Source organism: Lutibaculum baratangense AMV1 (genome assembly GCF_000496075.1).
Lineage (GTDB): Bacteria > Pseudomonadota > Alphaproteobacteria > Rhizobiales > Tepidamorphaceae > Lutibaculum > Lutibaculum baratangense.
This window is the reverse complement of record NZ_AWXZ01000044.1, coordinates 19,958-39,417: the sequence shown is the minus strand read 5'-3', so window position 1 is coordinate 39,417 and position 19,460 is coordinate 19,958. Positions and strand designations below refer to the sequence as shown.

16 protein-coding genes and 1 pseudogene are annotated in these 19,460 nt (G+C 67.1%); 8 read left to right on the top strand and 9 right to left on the bottom strand.

The window, feature by feature from the left end; translation table 11 throughout:
• Positions 1-80: 80 nt before the first annotated feature.
• The 4 genes from N177_RS20835 to N177_RS20045 form a co-directional block, all read right to left on the bottom strand.
• A complete protein-coding gene (locus tag N177_RS20835) occupies positions 81-1,073 on the bottom strand; it encodes a transglycosylase SLT domain-containing protein (protein WP_023434266.1) in 993 nt (330 codons plus the stop codon).
• Positions 1,074-1,242: 169 nt separating this feature from the next.
• Entirely contained in the window at positions 1,243-3,195 is a 1,953-nt protein-coding gene (gene thrS, locus N177_RS20050) for a threonine--tRNA ligase (RefSeq protein ID WP_023434265.1), read from the bottom strand.
• 78 nt (positions 3,196-3,273) lie between these two features.
• On the bottom strand, positions 3,274-3,582 hold the full coding sequence (gene yidD / locus N177_RS21225) for a membrane protein insertion efficiency factor YidD (RefSeq protein ID WP_081718725.1): 309 nt from the start codon (positions 3,580-3,582) through the stop codon (positions 3,274-3,276).
• A complete protein-coding gene (locus N177_RS20045; protein WP_023434264.1) occupies positions 3,579-4,022 on the bottom strand; it encodes an iron-sulfur cluster assembly scaffold protein in 444 nt (147 codons plus the stop codon). Before N177_RS20045 ends, yidD begins: the two co-directional genes overlap by 4 nt.
• 219 nt (positions 4,023-4,241) lie before the next feature.
• On the opposite strand from N177_RS20045, the gene folE reads away from it, so the two are divergent.
• Positions 4,242-4,889: a GTP cyclohydrolase I FolE gene (gene folE / locus N177_RS20040; protein ID WP_023434263.1), complete on the top strand. Its 648-nt coding sequence runs from the start codon at positions 4,242-4,244 to the stop codon at positions 4,887-4,889.
• 78 nt (positions 4,890-4,967) lie between these two features.
• Complete coding sequence (gene hisI, locus N177_RS20035; protein WP_023434262.1) at positions 4,968-5,369, top strand: phosphoribosyl-AMP cyclohydrolase; 402 nt, start codon at positions 4,968-4,970, stop codon at positions 5,367-5,369.
• A 139-nt stretch (positions 5,370-5,508) separates the two neighbouring features.
• On the opposite strand, the gene N177_RS20030 is transcribed toward hisI, so the two are convergent.
• From N177_RS20030 to N177_RS20015, 4 genes are all read right to left on the bottom strand, one after another.
• The gene (locus tag N177_RS20030; protein ID WP_023434261.1) at positions 5,509-6,972 is read right to left on the bottom strand and encodes a catalase; all 1,464 of its coding nucleotides are present in this window, start codon (positions 6,970-6,972) and stop codon (positions 5,509-5,511) included.
• Between the two features lie 125 nt (positions 6,973-7,097).
• Positions 7,098-8,102, bottom strand: coding sequence for a cytochrome d ubiquinol oxidase subunit II (cydB, locus tag N177_RS20025; protein ID WP_023434260.1), 1,005 nt, complete (start codon positions 8,100-8,102; stop codon positions 7,098-7,100).
• A gap of 2 nt (positions 8,103-8,104) precedes the next feature.
• A complete protein-coding gene (locus N177_RS20020) occupies positions 8,105-9,508 on the bottom strand; it encodes a cytochrome ubiquinol oxidase subunit I (protein WP_023434259.1) in 1,404 nt (467 codons plus the stop codon).
• A 111-nt stretch (positions 9,509-9,619) separates the two neighbouring features.
• Positions 9,620-10,771 (bottom strand): DUF3616 domain-containing protein, encoded by a 1,152-nt coding sequence (locus N177_RS20015; protein ID WP_023434258.1) that lies wholly within the window; start codon positions 10,769-10,771, stop codon positions 9,620-9,622.
• Positions 10,772-10,905: 134 nt separating this feature from the next.
• Here N177_RS20015 and N177_RS20010 point away from each other — a divergent pair, with 134 nt between their 5' ends.
• The 4 genes from N177_RS20010 to N177_RS19995 all read left to right on the top strand — a co-directional run bounded on the left by N177_RS20010 (position 10,906) and on the right by N177_RS19995 (position 14,858).
• Positions 10,906-12,684 carry an SLC13 family permease gene (locus N177_RS20010; RefSeq protein ID WP_023434257.1) on the top strand — a complete coding sequence of 593 codons (1,779 nt, stop codon included), beginning with the start codon at positions 10,906-10,908 and terminating at the stop codon, positions 12,682-12,684.
• A 79-nt stretch (positions 12,685-12,763) separates the two neighbouring features.
• The gene (locus N177_RS20005; protein WP_051402502.1) at positions 12,764-13,690 is read left to right on the top strand and encodes an aldo/keto reductase; all 927 of its coding nucleotides are present in this window, start codon (positions 12,764-12,766) and stop codon (positions 13,688-13,690) included.
• Between the two features lies 1 nt (position 13,691).
• Positions 13,692-14,360: a DUF6064 family protein gene (locus N177_RS20000; RefSeq protein ID WP_023434255.1), complete on the top strand. Its 669-nt coding sequence runs from the start codon at positions 13,692-13,694 to the stop codon at positions 14,358-14,360.
• Between the two features lie 132 nt (positions 14,361-14,492).
• Positions 14,493-14,858, top strand: coding sequence for a hypothetical protein (locus N177_RS19995; RefSeq protein WP_023434254.1), 366 nt, complete (start codon positions 14,493-14,495; stop codon positions 14,856-14,858).
• A gap of 41 nt (positions 14,859-14,899) precedes the next feature.
• Here N177_RS19995 and N177_RS19990 read toward each other — a convergent pair.
• Positions 14,900-15,917, bottom strand: a pseudogene (locus tag N177_RS19990) (serine hydrolase domain-containing protein).
• Between the two features lie 201 nt (positions 15,918-16,118).
• Here N177_RS19990 and N177_RS19985 point away from each other — a divergent pair.
• Both N177_RS19985 and N177_RS19980 read left to right on the top strand, forming a co-directional pair.
• Complete coding sequence (locus N177_RS19985; RefSeq protein WP_040486313.1) at positions 16,119-17,732, top strand: alpha-amylase family glycosyl hydrolase; 1,614 nt, start codon at positions 16,119-16,121, stop codon at positions 17,730-17,732.
• Between the two features lie 21 nt (positions 17,733-17,753).
• Positions 17,754-19,397, top strand: a complete 1,644-nt coding sequence (locus tag N177_RS19980; protein WP_023434251.1) for an alpha-amylase family protein — start codon at positions 17,754-17,756, stop codon at positions 19,395-19,397.
• Positions 19,398-19,460: the final 63 nt, after the last annotated feature.

Here is a 19,460-nt window from a genome sequence, read left to right as displayed (position 1 = left end):
CTCTTCCGTCTCCGGAGAATGGTGACGCGGCAAGGCTTAAGGAAACGTTCACCATGCCCCGCCGGAGCACGGACGCGCGCCTAGAACAGCCCCCCCACCATGGGCCCCTGCCCATCCGGGCCGATCGGCAGCGGCTTTCCGTCGGATCGGGCGAGAGCCTCCTGCAGCCGCGCCATCTGAAGGCGCGCGGCCTCCGAGGGCTGCGGAGCCGCAACAGCCTCCGCGGGTTCGGCGGAGGCCGTATCGTCATGGCCCTCCGATCTCCACATGCTCGTCACGGCGCCGGCGATCGGGCCCATGCCGCGACTCACGTCGGAGAACATGCTGTGGAACGGCTGCGACGGGTTGTTGCGCGCCGTGAAGAGGCCGTGCCCGGCGGGAGGCGACACAGGCTCGGCATCGCCGCCCTCTCCCGTGGCGGCGACCGCCTGGGGGAGCTGCGTGAGCGCCTGATAGACCTCCGAGGCCGAGCGGGGCCGTCCGTCGGGGGCATAGAAGATCGTGTGGTTCGCCTTGGCCGCCTGCGGGAATGCCTCGGCTGCGTTCGCCCCCGGCTGCCTGTCGGCGAGCCTCACGAGATCCACCGCCCCCTTCGAGCCGAGGAAATGCGCGATATAGAGCTCGCCCCGCGTCGGGGTTCGCCCGATGCCGTCGGACATGGCATCCGCGTTCTGCTGCGCGAGCGCCGCCGCCATCATGGCGGCTGCCTGCGGATCGTCGCGCAGGCGCAGGATCTCGTCCCGCGCGGCCTGGTCCTTCACGACAGGTCGGCCGCTCCGGTCGCTGCCGATCTTCTCGGCATACTCGGCATAGCCTAGGGCGCTGCCGGCATCCCTCACCGTCGCGAGCCAGGTCGACTCGATGAACTGGAAGAGCCCCCGCGCCGAGGAGGTCGGCGCCTTCGCGGTCGTGTTCAATCCCGATTCCCGCTGGGCCGTGCCCAGCAGGTAGTCGAAGTCGACGCCGGTGCGGCGGCTGGCCTGCTGCAGCGCCTGACGCACATCGCCCGTGCCCCCACCCGGAGCCGGAAGATGGGTGCCGGTCGGGCGGGTGAGAGTGGTGAAGAACTTCATCGCTGGCGGCCGCGCCCCGGGGTGGGTGAACGCGAGAGAGTAACGGCCCGTTATGGTTAACCACAGGTTAACAATCCGGTGCGGTTCCCCCGATGCCGGGGCCACGCGGCAGCAAAAAAGGGCTGCCGATATTCCGGCAGCCCCTGGACGGCACTGGCAGTTCGCCGCGCTACTCCGCAGCGACCGCCACGTCCGACCCCTCGCGGCGCCTGTCCGGAGGCATCGCCTCCTCGACCAGCCGGGCGATCGCCTCGTCGAGCGGCATCAAGACCTGGTCCTTGGAGCCCAGGCGACGGATGGACACTGTCCGCTCCTCGGCCTCCCGCTTTCCGCACACGAAGAGCGCCGGCACCTTCGCCAGCGAGTGCTCGCGGACCTTGTAGTTGATCTTCTCGTTGCGAAGATCGATGCCAGCTCGAAGCCCGGCGGCCGTCAGCGCCGCCTGCACCTCGCCGGCGTAGCCGTCGGCATCGGACGTGATCGTGGCGGCGACGACCTGCACCGGGGCCAGCCACAGCGGCAGGTGACCGGCGAAGTTCTCGATCAGGATGCCCGTGAAGCGCTCGAGCGAGCCGAAGATTGCCCTGTGCAGCATCACGGGGACGTGCTTCTCGCCGTCCGCGCCGATGTAGAAGGCGCCGAGGCGGCCCGGCAGGTTGAAGTCGACCTGGAGGGTGCCGCACTGCCAGTCGCGACCGATCGCGTCGCGCAGCACGTATTCGAGCTTGGGCCCGTAGAACGCGCCCTCGCCCGGGTTGAGCTCCGGCTCGATGCCGGCCGCCCGGCAGGCGTTCATCAGGGCTTCCTCGGCGCGGTCCCACACCTCGTCGGTGCCGACCCGCTTCTCCGGCCGGTCCGAGAACTTGATGCGCACCTCGTCGAAGCCGAAGTCCCTGTAGATCGACAGGAGCAGCGCGTTGACCTCGAGGCACTGCTCGGTGATCTGCTCCGGCGTGCAGAAGAGGTGGGCGTCGTCCTGCGTGAAGTGGCGCACGCGCATGAGCCCGTGCAGCGCGCCGGACGGCTCGTAGCGGTGAACCTTCCCGAATTCACCAATTTTCAGAGGCAGTTCGCGGTAGCTCTTGAGGCCGTGCCTGAAGATCTGGACGTGGCCGGGGCAGTTCATCGGCTTGCAGCAGTACACCCGCTCGTCGGGCGTCTGCGTGGTGAACATGTTCTCCCCGAACTTCTCCCAGTGGCCCGATTGCTCCCAGAGCGAGCGCTCCATCATGTCGGGGCTGTTCACCTCGAGATAGCCGGCCGCGTTCTGCCGCCGGCGCATGTAGTCGATGAGCGCCGTGAAGACCGCCCAGCCCTTCGGGTGCCAGAAGACGGAGCCGGGCGCCTCCTCCTGGAAGTGGAAGAGATCCATCTCGCGTCCGAGCCGGCGGTGGTCGCGCTTCTCCGCCTCCTCGAGCATATGGAGGTGGGCCTTCAGGTCGTTGTCGTTGGCGAAGGCCGTCGCGTAGATGCGCTGGAGCATCGGCCGGTTCGAGTCGCCGCGCCAGTAGGCGCCCGCGAGCTTCAGGATCTTGAAGGCCGTGCCGATCTGCCCGGTCGAGACGCCGTGGGGACCGCGGCAGAGGTCGAGCCATTCGCCCTGCCGGTAGATCTTCACGTCCTGATCCTCGGGGATCGCGTCGACGAGCTCGACCTTGAAGGCCTCGCCGCGCTTCTCGAAGAAGTCGCGGGCCCTGTCGCGCGGCCAGACCTCGCAGGTGAAGGGCGCGTTGCGCTGGACGATCTCGCGCATCTTCGCCTCGATCGTCTCGAAGTCGTCGGGCGTGAACGGCTCCTCGCGCCAGAAGTCGTAGTAGAATCCGTTCTCGATGACCGGCCCGATCGTGACCTGCGTGCCGGGGAACAGCTCCTGCACCGCTTCCGCCAGCACGTGGGCCGCGTCGTGGCGGATGATCTCGAGGGCTGCGGGATCGTCACGCGTGATGATGGCGAGCGAGGCGTCCTGGCGAAGCGGCTGGCTCATGTCGACGAGGTTGCCGTCGACCCGGGCGATCATCGCCTTCTTGGACAGCGACTTCGAGATCGACGCGGCGACATCGGCCGGGGTCACGCCCTCGTCGTACTCGCGCACGGCGCCATCGGGGAATGTCAGGGAAATCATGGTGTCTCTCCGGCTCAACTCCTGCCAACCAAGCAGGTAAGCGGTTAAATCCCGCGGAACGGCCTCGCCGCCCGCCGTTCAGTCGCGGTCGGGGCGCAGCGTGATGTGCCGTCCGCTCCATCGACCGTAGCGCCACGGTCTATACCACCGCCCGGTCTCCGGCAACGCATCCGGCACCGGATCGAACCCGGCGGAGCCCAGCGGATTGCAGCGGGCGATGCGGGCGAGGCCGACCCAGCCGCCGGCCCAGAGGCCGTGGCGGCGGATCGCGGTCGCGGTGTAGTCCGAGCAGGTTGGGAGATGCCGGCAGCCGCGCCCGACGACTGACGAGAGGGTCAGCTGGTAGAGGCGGATCGCGGCGACGGCGCCGCGCTGCGCGAGGCTCAGGCGCTCTCGGTCTGGCTCTGCAGGGCCTTCTCCATCGCCTCCACCGTCGCGTCGAAGGTCAGGAGCGTCGAGGCGTGACGGGCCTTGAAGTCGCGGACGGGCTCCAGCACCTGAAGGTCCGCCCACCTGCCCGTGGGCGCCGGCCCGTTCTCCTTCAGCATCGCGTGCATCGTCTCCCGCAGCTCCTTGAGCTCGGGGAGGGTCGATCCGATCACCTTCGACGCCATCACCGACGACGATGCCTGGCCGAGCGCGCATGCCTTCACCTCGTGCGCGAAATCCGTCACTCTCTCGCCGTCCGTATCGACGTCCACCGTGACCGTCGAGCCACAGAGCTTCGAGCGCGCCGTCGCCGTGCCCGCCGGGTGGGAGAGGCGCCCGGCACGCGGGATATTCCCCGCGAGCTCTAGGATGCGCTTGTTGTAGATATCGTTCAGCATGGAATAAGCGCCTACCTTCGGGCCTCAATTGGGGACGCGGCCCAGTTGCGGCGAGAGCCTGTGTGACTATATATCGAAGCGGACCAGACGGTTGGCAAGCCGTCGGCATCGCGTGCGGCGCATGGGCGGAATGATCCGGGAGTTGATCCGTGCGCTGCGCCCGAGCGTATTTTCGCACGGGCAGCCCAGATATTCCCCGTTACGAAGGGTAGAAGGTTCATGGTCGAGCGCTCCGGGAGCAAGTCGGCGGAAGCGACGGTCCACGCGCTGGTTCCGCCGGGCGAGAGGACGCCTCTGAAGCGCCCGACACGTGAGGAAGCCGAGGCCGCCGTCCGGACGCTGATCGCGTGGACCGGCGACGATCCGCTGCGCGAGGGCCTGCTCGAGACGCCGAAGCGCGTGACGAAGGCCTTCCAGGAGTTCTACCGCGGCTACGACGACGACCCTGTCGAGGTGCTGTCGCGCACCTTCGAGGACGTCGGCGGCTATGACGACATCGTGCTCCTGCGCGACGTGCCGTTCAACTCGCACTGCGAGCACCACATGGTGCCGTTCATCGGCAAGGCGCACGTCGCCTACCTGCCGTCCGGGCGCGTCGTCGGCCTCTCCAAGCTCGCCCGGGTCGTCGAGATCTACGCGCGCCGGCTGCAGACGCAGGAGAACCTCACGGCCCAGGTGGCCGCGACGATCGACGAGGTGCTGAAGCCCCGCGGCGTCGCCGTGATGATCGAATCCGAGCATATGTGCATGACCCTGCGCGGCGTGCAGAAGAACGGCTCCTCGACGGTCACGACGATGTTCACGGGCGAGTTCCGCGACGACCGCGACCAGAAGCGGCGCTTCCTCGAGCTCGTCAACGGCCGCTAGGGGCACCAGACAGTCGCCACGCCGCGTAAGCGGGCCCTCTCAGGTGGGCGCCGCCATCGAGCTTGCCGAGGCACAACCATGCCGTTTCCCCCTCCCCCCGCCGACAAGACGGAGATCGAGGAAGGCGCGATCTTCGCGCCGCGCTTCGACGAGAAGGGCCTGATCACCTGCGTCACGCTCGACGCGTCGACGGGCGAGGTGCTGATGGTCGCCCACATGAACGACCAGGCGCTCGAGGCCACGCTGACGACCGGCATCGCCCATTACTGGAGCCGCTCGCGCGGAGAGCTCTGGAAGAAGGGCGAGACCTCGGGGCAGATCCAGCGCGTGAAGGAGATGCGCGCCGACTGCGACCAGGACGCGATCGTCCTCAGGGTCGAGGTCGGTGGCGACGGCGGCGCCTGCCACACGGGACGCAAGAGCTGCTTCTACCGCGTCGTCGATCCAGACGGCGGTCTCCGGATCACTCCGGACGAATAGGCCGAATACGGCCTTTCGGGCCGCGCGGCCACGGCGCGATCCCTCTCCAGCGACAGTCGGTCCCAATGAAGAAGGGCCGGCCCCTTGCCGGAGCCGGCCCCCTCGGGCGAGCGGCACGAAGGCTGCTCTTGGCTACCCCTTACTCCGCGGCTTCCGCGGCGCTCATCTCAACGCCCACGGCCTTGGCCACGCCCTCTCCATAGGCCGGGTCGGCCTTGTAGAAGTGGGCGAGCTGGCGGCGGATGATCTCCTCCGGCACGCCCTGCATGGCGCCGGCGATGTTCCTGAAGAGCTGCGCCTTCTGCTCCTCGCTCATCAGGCGGAAGAGATCCCCCGGCTGGCGGTAGTCGTCGTTGCCGTCGCGGTGGTTGTAGCGGTCGGCGTCACCGGAGATCTTCAGCGGCGGCTCGCGGAAGGCCTCGTCCTGGGCGGGGCCGCCCATCGTGTTCGGCTCGTAGTAGTGGTTCGGGTTCGCCGGGCCCTGAAGCCGCATCGATCCGTCCATGTGGTAGGTATGTGCCGACGTCGCCTTCGGCTGGTTCACCGGGATCTGGTGGTGGTTGATCCCGAGACGGTAGCGATGGGCGTCGGCGTAGGAGAAGATGCGTGCCTGCAGCATCTTGTCGGGCGAGTGACCGACACCCGGGATCACGTTAGCCGGCGTCAGGCCCGCCTGCTCGACCTCGGCGAAGTAGTTCTCGGGATTGCGGTTCAGCTCGAGGACGCCGACCTCGATCAGCGGATAGTCGCCGTGCGGCCAGACCTTCGTCAGGTCGAACGGGTTGTACCAGTGCTTGTCGGCATCGGCCTCCGGCATGACCTGCACGCAGAACTTCCAGCGCGGATAGTCGCCCTGCTCGATCGACTCGAAGAGGTCGCGCTGGGCCGACTCCCGATCGGCGCCGACGACGTCGTGGGCCTCATCGTTCGTCCAGTTCCGGATGCCCTGCATGGACTTGAAGTGGAACTTCACCCAGAAGCGCTCGCCGTCCTTGTTCCAGAACGAATAGGTGTGCGAGCCGAAGCCGTGGATGTGGCGATAGGTCTGCGGCAGGCCGCGATCCGACATCAGGATCGTCACCTGATGGAGGCTCTCGGGGCTCAGCGACCAGAAGTCCCACATCGCAGTGGCGGAGCGCAGGTTGGTCTTCGGATGGCGCTTCTGCGTGTGGATGAAATCGGGGAACTTCAGCGGATCGCGGATGAAGAACACGGGCGTGTTGTTGCCGACGATGTCCCAGTTGCCCGCATCCGTGTAGAACCGCAGGGCGAAGCCGCGCACGTCGCGCTCCGCGTCCGCCGCGCCGCGCTCGCCGGCGACCGTCGAGAAGCGCAGGAACGCCTCGCACTCGTTGCCGACCTTCGAGAAGATGCTGGCGCAGGAATATTTCGAGATGTCGTTCGTGATCGTGAGCTTGCCGTAGGCGCCCGATCCCTTGGCGTGCACGGTCCTCTCGGGGATGCGCTCGCGGTTCTGGTGGGCGAGCTTCTCGAGGAGGTGGAAGTCCTGCATCAGGACGGGGCCACGCGGACCGGCGGTCTGCGAGTTCTGGTTGTCGGCGACCGGCGCTCCGCTCGCGGTCGTCATGGTGGGCTTCGACATCGACCCTCTCCCTGGAAGAATTCTAAACAGGGGTCGTATAGCTTCTTCCAGGGTACGGTGGCAAGCCTCGGGAACCCGATAGTGGCACTTTTTTTGAAGGATTCAAATCTGGGGGTTCAAGCGCCCTAGTGATAGCCCTCACCCGGCCGAACCTTGCCGCGGAACGTGTAGTAGACGAACACGATGTAGCCGAGGATGACGGGCAGCAGGATCAGCACGCCCCACAGCATGAACATCTGCGTCGACGGCGAGGAAGCCGCCTGCACGATCGTGATGTCCGGCGGCACGATGTAGGGGTAGGTCGATATCCCCAACCCGACGAACGCCAGCAGAAACAGGCCGATGACCGCGACGAACGGCCACGCCGACCATTCGAGCCTCAGCTTCGCCCAGGCGAACCACGCGAGCGCCGCCGTCGCGAGCGGCACCGGCCAGAGCCACAGGATGCGCTCCATCGCGAACCACCGTCCGGCGATGCGTTCGGAACTCAATGGCGTCCACACGCTGACGATCACGATGAAGGCGAGCACGATCAGAAGCAGGATCTGCGACTGCTTGACCGCCCGCTCCATGACGCGGCCCTCTGTGCGCATGATGAGCCACGTGGCGCCGATGAGCGCGTAGCCGGCGACGAGGCCGAAGCCGCACATGATGGAGAATGGCGTGAGGAAATCGAGCGCGTTGCCGGAGAAACGCTCGTCCGTGACGCTGATGCCCTGCAGGAAGCCGCCGAGCACGAGGCCCTGGCAGAAGGTCGCCACGGTCGAGCCCGCCCAGAACGCGAAGTCCCAGGCCTTGTGGTTCGGCTTGGAGACCCACCGGAACTCGAAAGAGACGCCGCGGAAGATGAGCGCGAGCAGCATCAGGATCAGCGGCACGTAGAGCGCCGGCATGATGATCGAGTAGGCGAGCGGGAACGCGACGAGAAGCCCGCCTCCGCCGAGCACGAGCCAGGTCTCGTTACCGTCCCAGAAGGGGGCGACGGAGTTCATCATCACGTCCCGGTCCTCCTCGTCGGAGGTGAAGGGAAAGAGAATGCCGATGCCGAGGTCGAACCCGTCCGCGATCACGTAGAACACGACGGCGAGACCGATGATCCCCGCCCAGACGAAGGGCAGCCACTCCTCCATGATCACGCCTCCCCTGCCCGCGTGAGCTCGTTGCCCGGCCGCCCCGCGCCGGTCAGCGGCCGGCTCGGGGTCCCGCCCGTATCATAGGGCTTGGGTCCGGTCACGATGAGCCGGTTCATGTAGTAGATGCCGGTCGCGAAGACGACGCTGTAGACGAGCACGAACATGACGAGCGAGGTGAGCACCGTCGCGAAGCCGAGATTGGACGCCGCGTCTTCCGTCCTCAGGACCTGCCAGACGACCCATGGCTGACGCCCCGTCTCCGTCGTGATCCACCCCGCGAGGATGGCGATGAAGCCGACGGGCCAGGACCATGAGGCAAGGCGCAGGAAGCGGGGGCTCGTCGTCAACCTGCCTCTCCACCAGAGCCAGGCACCCCACCAGGAGATCCCGATCATGAGGAAACCGAGCCCCACCATCAGGCGAAAGCCGAAGAACGGCCACCACAGTGGCGGCCGGTCCTCCGGCGCGAACTCCTTGAGGCCGGGAAACTGGCCCGTCCAGCTGTGGGTCAGGATGACGCTGCCGAGATTCGGGATCGCCACCTCGTAGTCGTTCGACTCCGTCTCGGCGTTCGGCAACGCGAAGAGGACGAGAGGAACGCCTCCCTCTGCCGCCTCCTCGCCGCCCCAGTGAGCCTCCATCGCTGCGATCTTGCTCGGCTGGTATTCGAGCGTGCTGAGCCCGTGGAAGTCGCCGATCACCGCCTGCAGCGGGGCGAGGACCGCAGCCATGCCGAGCCCCATTCGGAGCATCGTCCACGACTGGCGCGGATGCTCGTTCTTCAGCGCGTAGCGGGCGCCGACCCCGATGACCACGAAGGCGGTGGTGAGGTAGGCCGCGGTGACCATGTGGGCGAAGCGGTAGGGAAAGGTGGGATTGAAGATCAGATCCCACCAGTCGGTCGGATAGGCCACCCCGTCCACAATCTCGTGCCCGGCAGGATATTGCATCCAGCTGTTGGCCGACAGGATCCAGAAGGCGGACATGAGGGTGCCGACGGCGACGCAGATCGCCGCCGTCACATGGAGCCAGGGCGGCACCCGGTTCCAGCCGAACAGCATGACGCCGAGGAAGGTCGCCTCCAGGAAGAACGCCGTGAGCACCTCGTAGCCCATCAGCGGCCCGATCGTGTTGCCGACGGCGCGGGAGAACTCGCTCCAGTTCGTGCCGAACTGATAGGACAGCACGATGCCCGACACCACGCCCATGGCGAACGAAACCGCGAAGATCTTCGTCCAGAACTGGGCGAGATTCCGGTAGCGGTCGCGCTCGGTGATCCGCCACATCACCAGGAGCGTCGCGATCCAGGCGGAGAGGCCGATCGTGAAGGCGGGAAAGATGATGTGGAACGAGATGGTGAAGGCAAACTGGAGGCGCGCCAGAAGCGTCGCATCGGCATCCATCGCTGAGCCCCTCCGCTGGCGGCCCCGGAAGGGACCCGGCATTCCTCCTGCAGAAGGATAGGTCGTTCGCGCCGCACCTCAACCGTGCGATGCGCCGCGGGGCACTTCGTCTCACCCGCGAGGCCGCGGCGGCACGTCCACGAGATCTGCCCAGAGGGCAAAATCTCCCTTATCCAGCCGATGCTCTGCCGGCGCGTCATGGACGACGAGGAGCATCGTCCTGCCTCCCTCCCGCCAGGTCTCGATGCCTTCCGGGTGGTCCCGGTCGAGGCCGTACTCCAGCTCGAAGAGGTCCTCCACCCGATCCGCGTGCACGACCCCCGACGTCGCGTGCGCCGTGGCATCCAGCCAGCGCAGGACGTGGCAGTGACCGTCGAGCGCCATCGTCGGGCCGATCAGCATCAGCATGTCCTGCCCGTCGCGGCGAAGGTCGCGGATCCCGAGGCCACGCGTGTCGAAGAAGTGCTTGCGATACCTGCGCTCCCCGTCGATCCGGCGCGCCTTCAGGACACCCTCCGACTTCTCCTTGAGCTCGAGCTCGAGGATGACGCCGTGCCCCCGGAAGACCGGCCCGCGCAGGCCGAGCCAGACCCGGTTCTCCTTCACGGCTATGCCTTCGATGTCGAACCCGTTCTCCTTCGAGGGGATGTCGAAGAACGGGGCGAGATGCGGGTCGTCGTGCAGCCATTCGATGAGGATGCTCTTTCGTCTCGAGAGCTTGAGCGAGGCAGCCCGACGGCCGCCGGCCTCCCTCACCGGCGCATACAGACCCGGCGACTCTTCCAGGAGGGGCACCCGGCCGAGAAAGTAGCGGTTCGGCTCACGTTCGATCTCCGTCATGCGATCGAGCGCGTCCGACGCATCCTTCTTCTCCCGTTTCGGCTTCGTGCGCTTCAGCGAGTGCGATCCGACGATCCAGAGGTAGCCCGAATCGGTGGCCAACCCCTCGATGTCCATCTCGCCTTCGGGCCCTGCGGGAAGGTCGAAGATGTCGCCGAGGGAGAAGCTGCGGTGATTGCCGAAGCGGTCGTCGTCCAGCCGCACGACCCGCTCCACCGTCGCAGTCTCGTCGCAGGCGAGAAACAGGCTGTTCCCCGCCTTGGCGACGGCCGAAATGTCCTCGTGGAGCGGGTCGTCCACGTGGCGAAGATGCTCCTTCGAGGCGAGCTCGAGCTTGACCTGCCGCCTCGCCACGGCGGTCTCGGCGGGCACCGTGGTCTCGTTGTCCCGTCCGCCGGGCGTGTCGGCTCCCGCGTCATTCATGTCTTGCATCCCTCGCACGAACTGGATTTGCTCGCCGACCGGGCTTCCCGAGTCAACGGCGTCGCACCGCCCTCTCGGGGCGGCGTTCCCCACGCGGCCACAGCGGCTCCGGACAGACGAGGATAACGAGGCGCATGCCCTTCATCGAAGGTTTCGAGGCCTATATCGGCCTCGCGCTGCTGATCGCGCTGTTTGCGCTCTTCGTGACGGAGCAATTTCCCCCGGCGGTCGCCGCCTCGACCGGCGCCATCATGTTCCTGTTGCTCGGCATCGTCTCGACGGAAGATGTCATGTCGGTATTCTCGAACAGCGCGCCGATCACGATCGCGGCGCTTTTCGCGATCTCCGGCGCGTTGATCCGGACCGGCACGATCGACTGGGTGGCGAAGTTCGCCATCGAGCACTCCTCGAGCCGGCCGACGCTGGCTGTCCTGCTCGTTCTCGGGGGCACGCTCGTCGCCTCCGCCTTCATGAACAACACGCCGGTCGTGATCGTCATGATCCCGATCATCATCCGCCTCGCCTCCGCGATCGGCTTCGCGCCTTCGCGCCTCCTGATCCCGCTCTCCTACGTCTCGATCCTGGGCGGAACCTGCACGCTGCTCGGGACATCGACGAACATCCTGGTCGACGGCGTCGCGCGCGGCGCCGGGCTCGAGCCGTTCTCGATCTTCGAGATCACACCCGTGGGCCTCGTGACGGCGACGACGGGGACGGTGTTCCTGCTGCTCGCCGGCCGGTATCTGTTGCCGGACCGCACGACGTTCGGCGAGGCGCTTTCGGGGCCGGATCAGCAGTTGTTCCTCACCGAGCTCGTGCTGCAGGAGGGCTCGGACTTCACCGGACGCCGGGTCGCCGACATCGCCGCCTTCAAGCGGCAGGGGATCAAGGTCCTCGCGGTCCGCCGCCGCCGCGAGACGATGAGGGTCCGGCTGGGGGAGATCGAGCTTCAGACCCACGACCGGATCGTTCTGAGCGCTCCCGCCCCGGAGATCCTGACGCTGCGGGGGCGGCCGGGGGTCACCGTCGGCACGGCCCAGCGCCCGCAGGAGGGGGCGGACCGCGTGGTTGTCGAGGCGCTGATCGCGCCGAGCACGCGCGGCACGCTGCGCACCCTCAACGAGTATGCGCTGAGAACGCGGTTCGGCGTCACCCCGATCGCCGTGCATCGCCACAACCACACGCCGGGGCCCGATCTCGGGAACACGAGGCTGCGGCCGGCGGACAGCGTGCTTCTGGAAGGATCGGCATCCGGCCTTGCGGCGCTCGCGGCAGAGCCCGAGTTCGTCAATATCAGCCAGAGCCGCTTCCGGGCATTCCGACGGTCCAAGGCGCCGATCGCGATCGGCGCGCTCGTCGGTGTGGTCGTCCTCGCGGCGTTCAACGTCATGCCGATCGGCGGGCTCGCCCTGATCGCCGCGGCGGCCATTCTCGCGCTCGGCTGCGTCGATCTCGACGAGGCACTCGGGTCGCTCGACGGCAACATCCTGCTCCTGATCTTCGCCATGCTCGCCTTTGCCATCGGCCTCGATCGGGCGGGCACGATCGAGCTCCTCGTCGGCTGGCTCGGGCCGTTCCTGACGAACGCCCCGCCGGTCGTGCTCCTGTTCGGCGTCTATCTCCTCACCTCGCTCCTGACCGAGACGATCACGAACAACGCCGTCGCCGTCATCCTGACGCCCATCGCGATTGGCCTCGCGGTCCAGCTCGGCCACGATCCCCGGCCCTACGTCATCGCCGTGATGTTCGGGGCGAGCGCGACCTTCGCCACTCCCATCGGATACCAGACGAACACGCTCGTCTACGGCGCGGGCAACTACCGCTTCGTCGACTTCGTGAAGGTCGGCCTTCCCATGAACATCCTGGTCGGCATCGCCACCTGCCTCGCCATCATGATGTTCTTCGGGATCTGACGCGCAGGAGCAGCGGCCGGGCTTGCCGTCGGCGGACGAGGTCCCAGATCCCGGGCATCTGCAACGCGACGAGGATTCCATGACGAACCGTCACCCGACGCGCCGCGCGGTCGTCGCCGGGGCCGCCGCCGTCGCGGCCGCCATGCCCCTCCGCACGGCAGGCCCGGCCCATGCGGCGGAACCACTCCGGCGAGTGATCCCGTCGTCCGGCGAACCGGTGCCGGCGGTGGGGCTCGGCACGTGGATCACCTTCAATGTCGGCAACGATCCGATGCTGCTCGACCGGTCGGCCGCCGTCATGGCGGCCTTCTTCGCGGCGGGAGGACGGATGATCGACTCCTCGCCCATGTACGGCTCGTCGCAGGACACGGTGGGACACGGCCTCGAAAAGCTAGGCCCGCCCGAGCGGCTCTTCGCGGCCGACAAGGTGTGGACATCGTCCGGAAACGAAGGGCCGACCCAGATCGAGGCGTCCCGGCGGAAGTGGAACGTCCCTCGATTCGATCTGATGCAGATCCACAACCTCCGCGCCTGGAGCGAGCACCTGCCCACGTTGTTGGTCATGAAGGAGCGGGGCGAGATCCGCTACATCGGCATCACCACCTCGGAAGGGCGTCGGCACGACCTCTTCGAGGAGATCATGCGGAACGAGCCGCTCGACTTCGTACAGGTGACCTACAACGTCCTCGACCGCGAGGTCGAACGGCGGATCCTGCCGCTGGCGGAGGACCGGGGCATGGGCGTGATCGTCAACAGGCCGTTCCGGCAGGGCGCGCTGACGCGGTCGCTCGAGGGCCGGCCCCTGCCGGGCTTCGCGGCCGAAATCGGTGCGCGGACCTGGGCGCAGTACATCCTGAAGTTCATTCTCTCCCATCCGGCAGTCACCGTCGCCATTCCGGCGACCACGAGGCCGGATCACGCGACGGAGAACCTGGCCGCGGCGTCCGGTCCCCTGCCCGACGCAGCGCTTCGCGAGCGCATGTCGGACCACGTGCGTTCGCTGTGACATGTCGGAGTGGTGGACCTACCGGCCGGAGGACTTTCTCCTGTTCTCCGAGACCGTTTACTGGCGGCTCTTCGAACTGCACAACGAGGCGTTCTGGCCGGCCGCGCTCATCGCGCTGCCGGCGGCCGCCTGGGTGCTCCATCGGCTCCTCGCTCCGCGGCCGGGAACGGCGCGCGGCATCGGGTTCCTCCTGGCGGCTGCCTGGTGCTTCGTGGCCTGGGCGTACCTGTGGAACCGGTACGCGGCCGTCAACTGGGCCGTCGTCTACGTCATACCCGCCTTCCTGGCAGAGGCTGCTCTCCTCATCGGGATCGGCCTGGGCGGATGGCTCCGGCTCGGGCCGGAGCGGCGTCTTCACGCCCGAATTGGCATCTCGCTCTTTGCCTATGCGCTCCTCCTCCACCCGCTCCTGCCGCTTCTGGGAGACCGGTCGATCAGGACGGCGGAGATCCTGGGCCTGGCACCCGATCCCAACGCCATCGCGACGCTCGGCGTGATCGCCGCCAGTCGCGGGGCCGGCCGGTGGGTGCTCCTGCCCGTTCCGGCGCTGTGGTGCCTGGTGAGCTGGCTCACGCTTCGGACGATGGGAGCTTGGGAGGCGTGGATACCGCTTGCGGCGTTCGTGCTGGCGTTGGCGGCGGTCGCGACCTCGCCGCGCCGGAGCCGCTGACGCGCCGAGGCACTCCGCACGGGAAACATTGTTTCCGGGGCCGGGACATCGCGGGGAAATCCGGAAACGGCAGGGTCTCTCGCCATGAAGCACCCCGGAGCGACCGGCGTGCCATCTCGTGGAGACCGACAGATGATCCGCAAAGTTCTTCTCGCCGCTGCCGCTGCCAGCACGCTCGGCTTCGCCCCCTCGGAGGCTTCCGCGGAGGCGATCACCCTCACAGATCCTCTCGCGGGCGCCTCGCTCCACACGGCCGGCATCGACATGGCCGTCTATTTCACCGAAGCCGACGGCCTCTTCCACGTCGTCGGCACCTATGCCCCACGCGACCTGTCCGCGGCACCGGCGCGGCTCCGCATGGAGCTTGCCGATGGCGACAGGACGAGATTCAGCCTGCCCGGCCGGCAGGGCGTCCGCTACTCGTTCACGCGCGGCGGTTCGGCGCTCCACGTCGAGGCGGAGGAAGTCGGGCGCGAGACGGCGCGGCTCGAGAAGTAGACCCTATCTCGAGGCGAAGCGGCGCGCGCGACCTGGATCGCTCAGCGCCGCTCCTCCGCCACAGGAACGATCCTCTCCGCCACGAGCGCGTGCAGCGCTTCGTCGAAGCCCGTCCGACCGGAGGGCCTGTCCGGATCGGAGGTGATCGCAACGGTCAGCGCGAGGTCGGGCAGGACGTAGATCATCTGCCCGCCATAGCCCCAGCCGAAATAGGCGCGGTGCCCGGCCAGATCGCGCACGAACCAGCCATAGCCATATTCGCCGTTCCCGAAAGCCGACCGCGTCCGCGGCTGCCACGACTGCTCGATCCAGGATTCCGGGATGATCTCCTGCCCGTCCTCGGTGCGTCCCCCACGGCGGTAGAGCTCGCCGAAGGCAAGGAGCGAGCGCGGGCTCATCGCCATCTGGTTGCCGCCGAGATAGATCCCCTGCGGGTCGCGCTCCCAGCTCGAGACACGCACCCCCGCCGGACCCAGCCAATCGTTCAGAAGGGCGAGCGTGGAGCGGCCGGTCTCCTTCGTCAGGATCGCCGAGAGGAGGTGGCTGTTGCCGGTGGAGTAGAGCATCCTCCCGCCGGGATCCTCGACGAAGGGCTTGTCGAGCGCGGCCGCCACCCAGTCGCGGCTTGCGAATCCAGGCGCCGTAATTCGCGCCGGACGTTCGTTCCAGTCCCGCCTGCATCGAGAGCAGGTTGCCGATCGTCACCTCCCTAAGCCGCGGATCGGGATCCGCCGGAAGGCTCTCTTCGAGAAGCGGGGCGATCCGCTGGTCCGGGCCCTCCAGCACCCCCTGTTCGATGGCGATGCCGATAAGGGCCGAGATGACCGATTTCGACGCGGATTTTATGTTCGTCGCCCCCGTCGTCTCGTGCCCGCGAAAGCCGCGGTCGACGAGAATCTCACCCTCCTGCGCGACCATGAGCGTGCGGAGCTGGTCGTAGCTCCCGGCCCTTTCGATCGCCGCCGCGAAGGGCCCGTTCGCCTCCTCGCTCGCAGCGATCGCCGGCGCCGGCGCGAGGTGAAGAAGAAGTGCCAGTCCTATGGCTTTGACGACGGTCATGGTCGATGCGGGTCTCCCGTGCCCGGGGGGCGAGCGTGGAACATCTGTCCGACACGGACGGACGACAAGAGCGGTGAAAGCGGAGGCCCCTCACAACGGGGTGAGCGCTATCGTGCCGAATCTGGGCGGTTTGCCCGAACCGAAGGCCGCGACGGCGGTTTTCCGTCAGGAGCCCGACGGGAACGCGACGAGGGGCACGCGATGAGCGGCGCAGTGTGGTGGAAGAGCGGCACGATCTACCAGATCTACCCCCGCTCCTTTCAGGATTCGAACGGCGACGGCATCGGCGACCTTCAGGGTATCCGCCGGCGTCTGCCCTATCTCGATTGGCTGGGCGTCGATGCGATCTGGCTGTCACCGATCTTCCCCTCTCCGATGGCGGATTTTGGCTACGACGTCGCCGACTATTGCGGCGTAGACCCGATCTTCGGCTCGATGGCGGACTTCGACGCGCTGATCGGGGACGCTCGCGCATCCGGCCTGAAGCTGATCCTCGATTTCGTGCCCAACCACACGTCCGACCAGCACGCGTGGTTTCGCGAGAGCCGGTCGTCACGCGAGAACGCGAAGCGCGACTGGTACATCTGGCGCGATCCCGCCCCCGACGGCGGGCCTCCGAACAACTGGATCTCGAATTTCGGCGGGCCCGCCTGGACCTTCGACGAGGCGACCGGCCAGTACTACCATCACGCCTTCCTCAAGGACCAGCCCGACCTCAACTGGCGCAATCCCGAGGTTCGGGCGGCCATGTATGACACGTTGAGGTTCTGGCTCGACAAGGGCGTCGACGGCTTCCGGGTCGACGTTATCTGGCACCTCATCAAGGACGCGAACTTCAGGGACAACCCTCCGAACCCGGCATACGAGGAGGGACAGCCGGATATCGCTCGCCTTCTTCAGGTCCATTCCTGCGACCAGCCGGAGGTGCACGATGTCGTCGCGGAGATGCGCTCCGTTCTCGAGGAGTATGAGGATCGCGTCCTGATCGGCGAGATCTACCTGCCGATCGAACGGCTGATGGCGTATTACGGCGAGGATTTGCGGGGCGCGCACCTGCCGTTCAACTTCCAGCTCCTGCAGGCTGCCTGGGACGCGCGGCATATCGATGGGCTCGTCCGTGAGTACGAGGCTGCGCTGCCCGACGGCGGTTGGCCGAACTGGGTGCTCGGCAATCACGACCGTCAGCGCATCGCGGGCCGTGTCGGGCCGGACCAGGCGCGCGTCGCGGCCATGCTGCTTCTCACGCTCCGGGGCACACCCACCCTCTATTACGGAGACGAGATCGGCCTGCCGGACGTTCCGATCGCCGAGCACGAGGTGCAGGACCCGTGGGAGAAGAACGAGCCGGGCCTCGGCTTCGGCCGCGACCCGATGAGAACCCCCATGCAGTGGGAACCGGGGGAGACTTTCGGCTTCACCACCGGCAAGCCGTGGCTGCCCGTCGATCGGCGGGAACCCTCCCGGACCGTCGAGACGATGAGGGAGGACCCCCACTCCATCCTGTCGCTCTATCGCCGGCTGATCGACATGAGACGGTCGCACGAGGCCCTCTCTCAGGGGGACTACGAGGCCGTCGAGGCGGAAGGCGGGCTGATCGCCTACAGGCGGGTGCTCGGTGGCGAGAGGTTCCTGGTCGTCCTGAACCTCGAGGCGGAGCCGCATATCTTCGATCCCGCCCCTGCCGATCGCGGCGGCCGGATCCTCCTCTCCTGCCGCGCGGAGCGCCAGGGCGAGGAAGTCGGCAAGACCCTCGAGCTCGAAGGGCATGAGGGGCTGATCGTGGCCCTGCCCGCACATCGGCACATCAGGCCCTAGAGCCGTTCGAAAGGAGCTCAGATGCTCGACCTCTGGTACAAGAACGCCGTCATCTACTGCCTCGACGTCGAGACCTTCATGGACGGCAACGGCGACGGGTGCGGCGACTTCCGGGGTCTCGCCGACCGGCTCGACCACATCGAGCGCCTGGGCGCCACCTGCATCTGGCTCCTGCCCTTCTATCCCACGCCCAACCGCGACAACGGCTACGACATCACCGACTTCTACGGCGTCGACCCGCGCCTCGGAACGCTCGGAGACTTCGTCGCCTTCACCCGCGCGGCCGCCGACCGGGGATTGCGGGTCCTCGTCGACCTCGTGATCAACCACACCTCGACCGACCACCCCTGGTTCCAGAGCGCGCGAAGCGACCCGAACTCCCCCTACCGCGATTGGTACGTGTGGTCGAAAGAGAAGCCCGAGAACATCCACGAGGGCGTCATCTTTCCGGGCGTGCAGGACGCGATCTGGGACTACGATCGCAAGGCGAAGGCGTGGTACCTGCACCGGTTCTACGACCATCAGGCCGACCTGAACATCGCGAACCCGGAGGTGCGCGAGGAGATCGACAAGATCATGGGCTTCTGGCTGCAGCTCGGCGTCTCGGGCTTCCGGCTCGATGCCGTTCCCTTCGTGATCGAGTATCTGGGCCTCGAGAACCCGCCGGACCGTGCGCCGGAGGACTACCTCTCGGACATCAGACGCTTCATGTCGTGGCGGAAGGCCGAGTCCGTTCTCCTCGCCGAGGCCAACGTCTCGATGAAGGAGATCACGGACTATTTCGGCGTCGAGGGAAACAGGATGCACATGGTGTTCAACTTCATGTTGAACCAGTACATGTTCCTCGCCTTCGTCCGACACGACGCCGAGCCCATCCGCCGGATCATGGACATCATGCCCGACCTGCCGGTCGAGGGGCAGTGGGGCAGCTTCCTCAGGAACCACGACGAGCTGGACCTCGGGCGACTGTCCTCGCACGAGCGGCAGGAGGTCTACGATGCGATGGCTCCGGATCCCGGCATGATCGTCTATGACCGCGGGATCAGGCGGCGGCTCGCGCCGATGCTCGCGAACGACCAGCGGCGCCTCAAGCTCGCCTACGCGCTGATGTTCGCGCTGCCCGGCACGCCCGTGCTCTGGTACGGCGAGGAGATCGGCATGGCGGAGGACCTGAGCCTCGACGAACGCGATTCGGTGCGCACGCCGCTGCAGTGGTCGGAGCGGCCGAACGGAGGCTTCTCCGACGCAAACCCGGAGGATCTGGTGCGGCCCGTCCTGACGGCGGGGCCGGGCGCCTTCGACAAGGTCAACGTCCGGGCGCAGGCCGAGGACCAGGACTCGCTGATGAACTTCATTCGCCGGCTCATCACCGCGCGGCGATCGGCGCCGGAGATCGGCTGGGGCCAATGGAGCGTGATCGAGATCGACAGCCGGGTCCTCGGGCTGCGGGTTTCGTGGCGCGGCAACGAGATGCTGACATTCCACAACTTCGCCTCGGAGGCCGTGGAGATCGAGATTCCTGCCTCGCCCGACTCGGAAGATGTCTGCTACGCGCACCACCTCGAGGCGGCCAACTCCGCCGGCAACGGGCTCAGGCCGGGAGACAGGTTGGAACTGGGGCCCTACGGCTTCGCGTGGCTGCGGCCCGACCGCGAGAGAAGGTGAGGAGCTGTACGTTCTCGTACTGCCGGAGCCGACCAGAAACGAAAACCTGACTTTTATTGTTGA

Excerpts from the sequence above, each read along its gene's own strand:
- N177_RS20835 (WP_023434266.1), bottom strand. The coding sequence starts at position 1,073 with ATGAAGTTCTTCACCACTCTCACCCGCCCGACCGGCACCCATCTTCCG.
- thrS (WP_023434265.1), bottom strand. The coding sequence starts at position 3,195 with ATGATTTCCCTGACATTCCCCGATGGCGCCGTGCGCGAGTACGACGAG.
- N177_RS20045 (WP_023434264.1), bottom strand. The coding sequence starts at position 4,022 with ATGCTGAACGATATCTACAACAAGCGCATCCTAGAGCTCGCGGGGAAT.
- folE (WP_023434263.1), top strand. The coding sequence starts at position 4,242 with ATGGTCGAGCGCTCCGGGAGCAAGTCGGCGGAAGCGACGGTCCACGCG.
- hisI (WP_023434262.1), top strand. The coding sequence starts at position 4,968 with ATGCCGTTTCCCCCTCCCCCCGCCGACAAGACGGAGATCGAGGAAGGC.
- N177_RS20030 (WP_023434261.1), bottom strand. The coding sequence starts at position 6,972 with ATGTCGAAGCCCACCATGACGACCGCGAGCGGAGCGCCGGTCGCCGAC.
- cydB (WP_023434260.1), bottom strand. The coding sequence starts at position 8,102 with ATGGAGGAGTGGCTGCCCTTCGTCTGGGCGGGGATCATCGGTCTCGCC.
- N177_RS20020 (WP_023434259.1), bottom strand. The coding sequence starts at position 9,508 with ATGGATGCCGATGCGACGCTTCTGGCGCGCCTCCAGTTTGCCTTCACC.
- N177_RS20015 (WP_023434258.1), bottom strand. The coding sequence starts at position 10,771 with ATGAATGACGCGGGAGCCGACACGCCCGGCGGACGGGACAACGAGACC.
- N177_RS20010 (WP_023434257.1), top strand. The coding sequence starts at position 10,906 with ATGCCCTTCATCGAAGGTTTCGAGGCCTATATCGGCCTCGCGCTGCTG.
- N177_RS20005 (WP_051402502.1), top strand. The coding sequence starts at position 12,764 with ATGACGAACCGTCACCCGACGCGCCGCGCGGTCGTCGCCGGGGCCGCC.
- N177_RS20000 (WP_023434255.1), top strand. The coding sequence starts at position 13,692 with ATGTCGGAGTGGTGGACCTACCGGCCGGAGGACTTTCTCCTGTTCTCC.
- N177_RS19995 (WP_023434254.1), top strand. The coding sequence starts at position 14,493 with ATGATCCGCAAAGTTCTTCTCGCCGCTGCCGCTGCCAGCACGCTCGGC.
- N177_RS19985 (WP_040486313.1), top strand. The coding sequence starts at position 16,119 with ATGAGCGGCGCAGTGTGGTGGAAGAGCGGCACGATCTACCAGATCTAC.
- N177_RS19980 (WP_023434251.1), top strand. The coding sequence starts at position 17,754 with ATGCTCGACCTCTGGTACAAGAACGCCGTCATCTACTGCCTCGACGTC.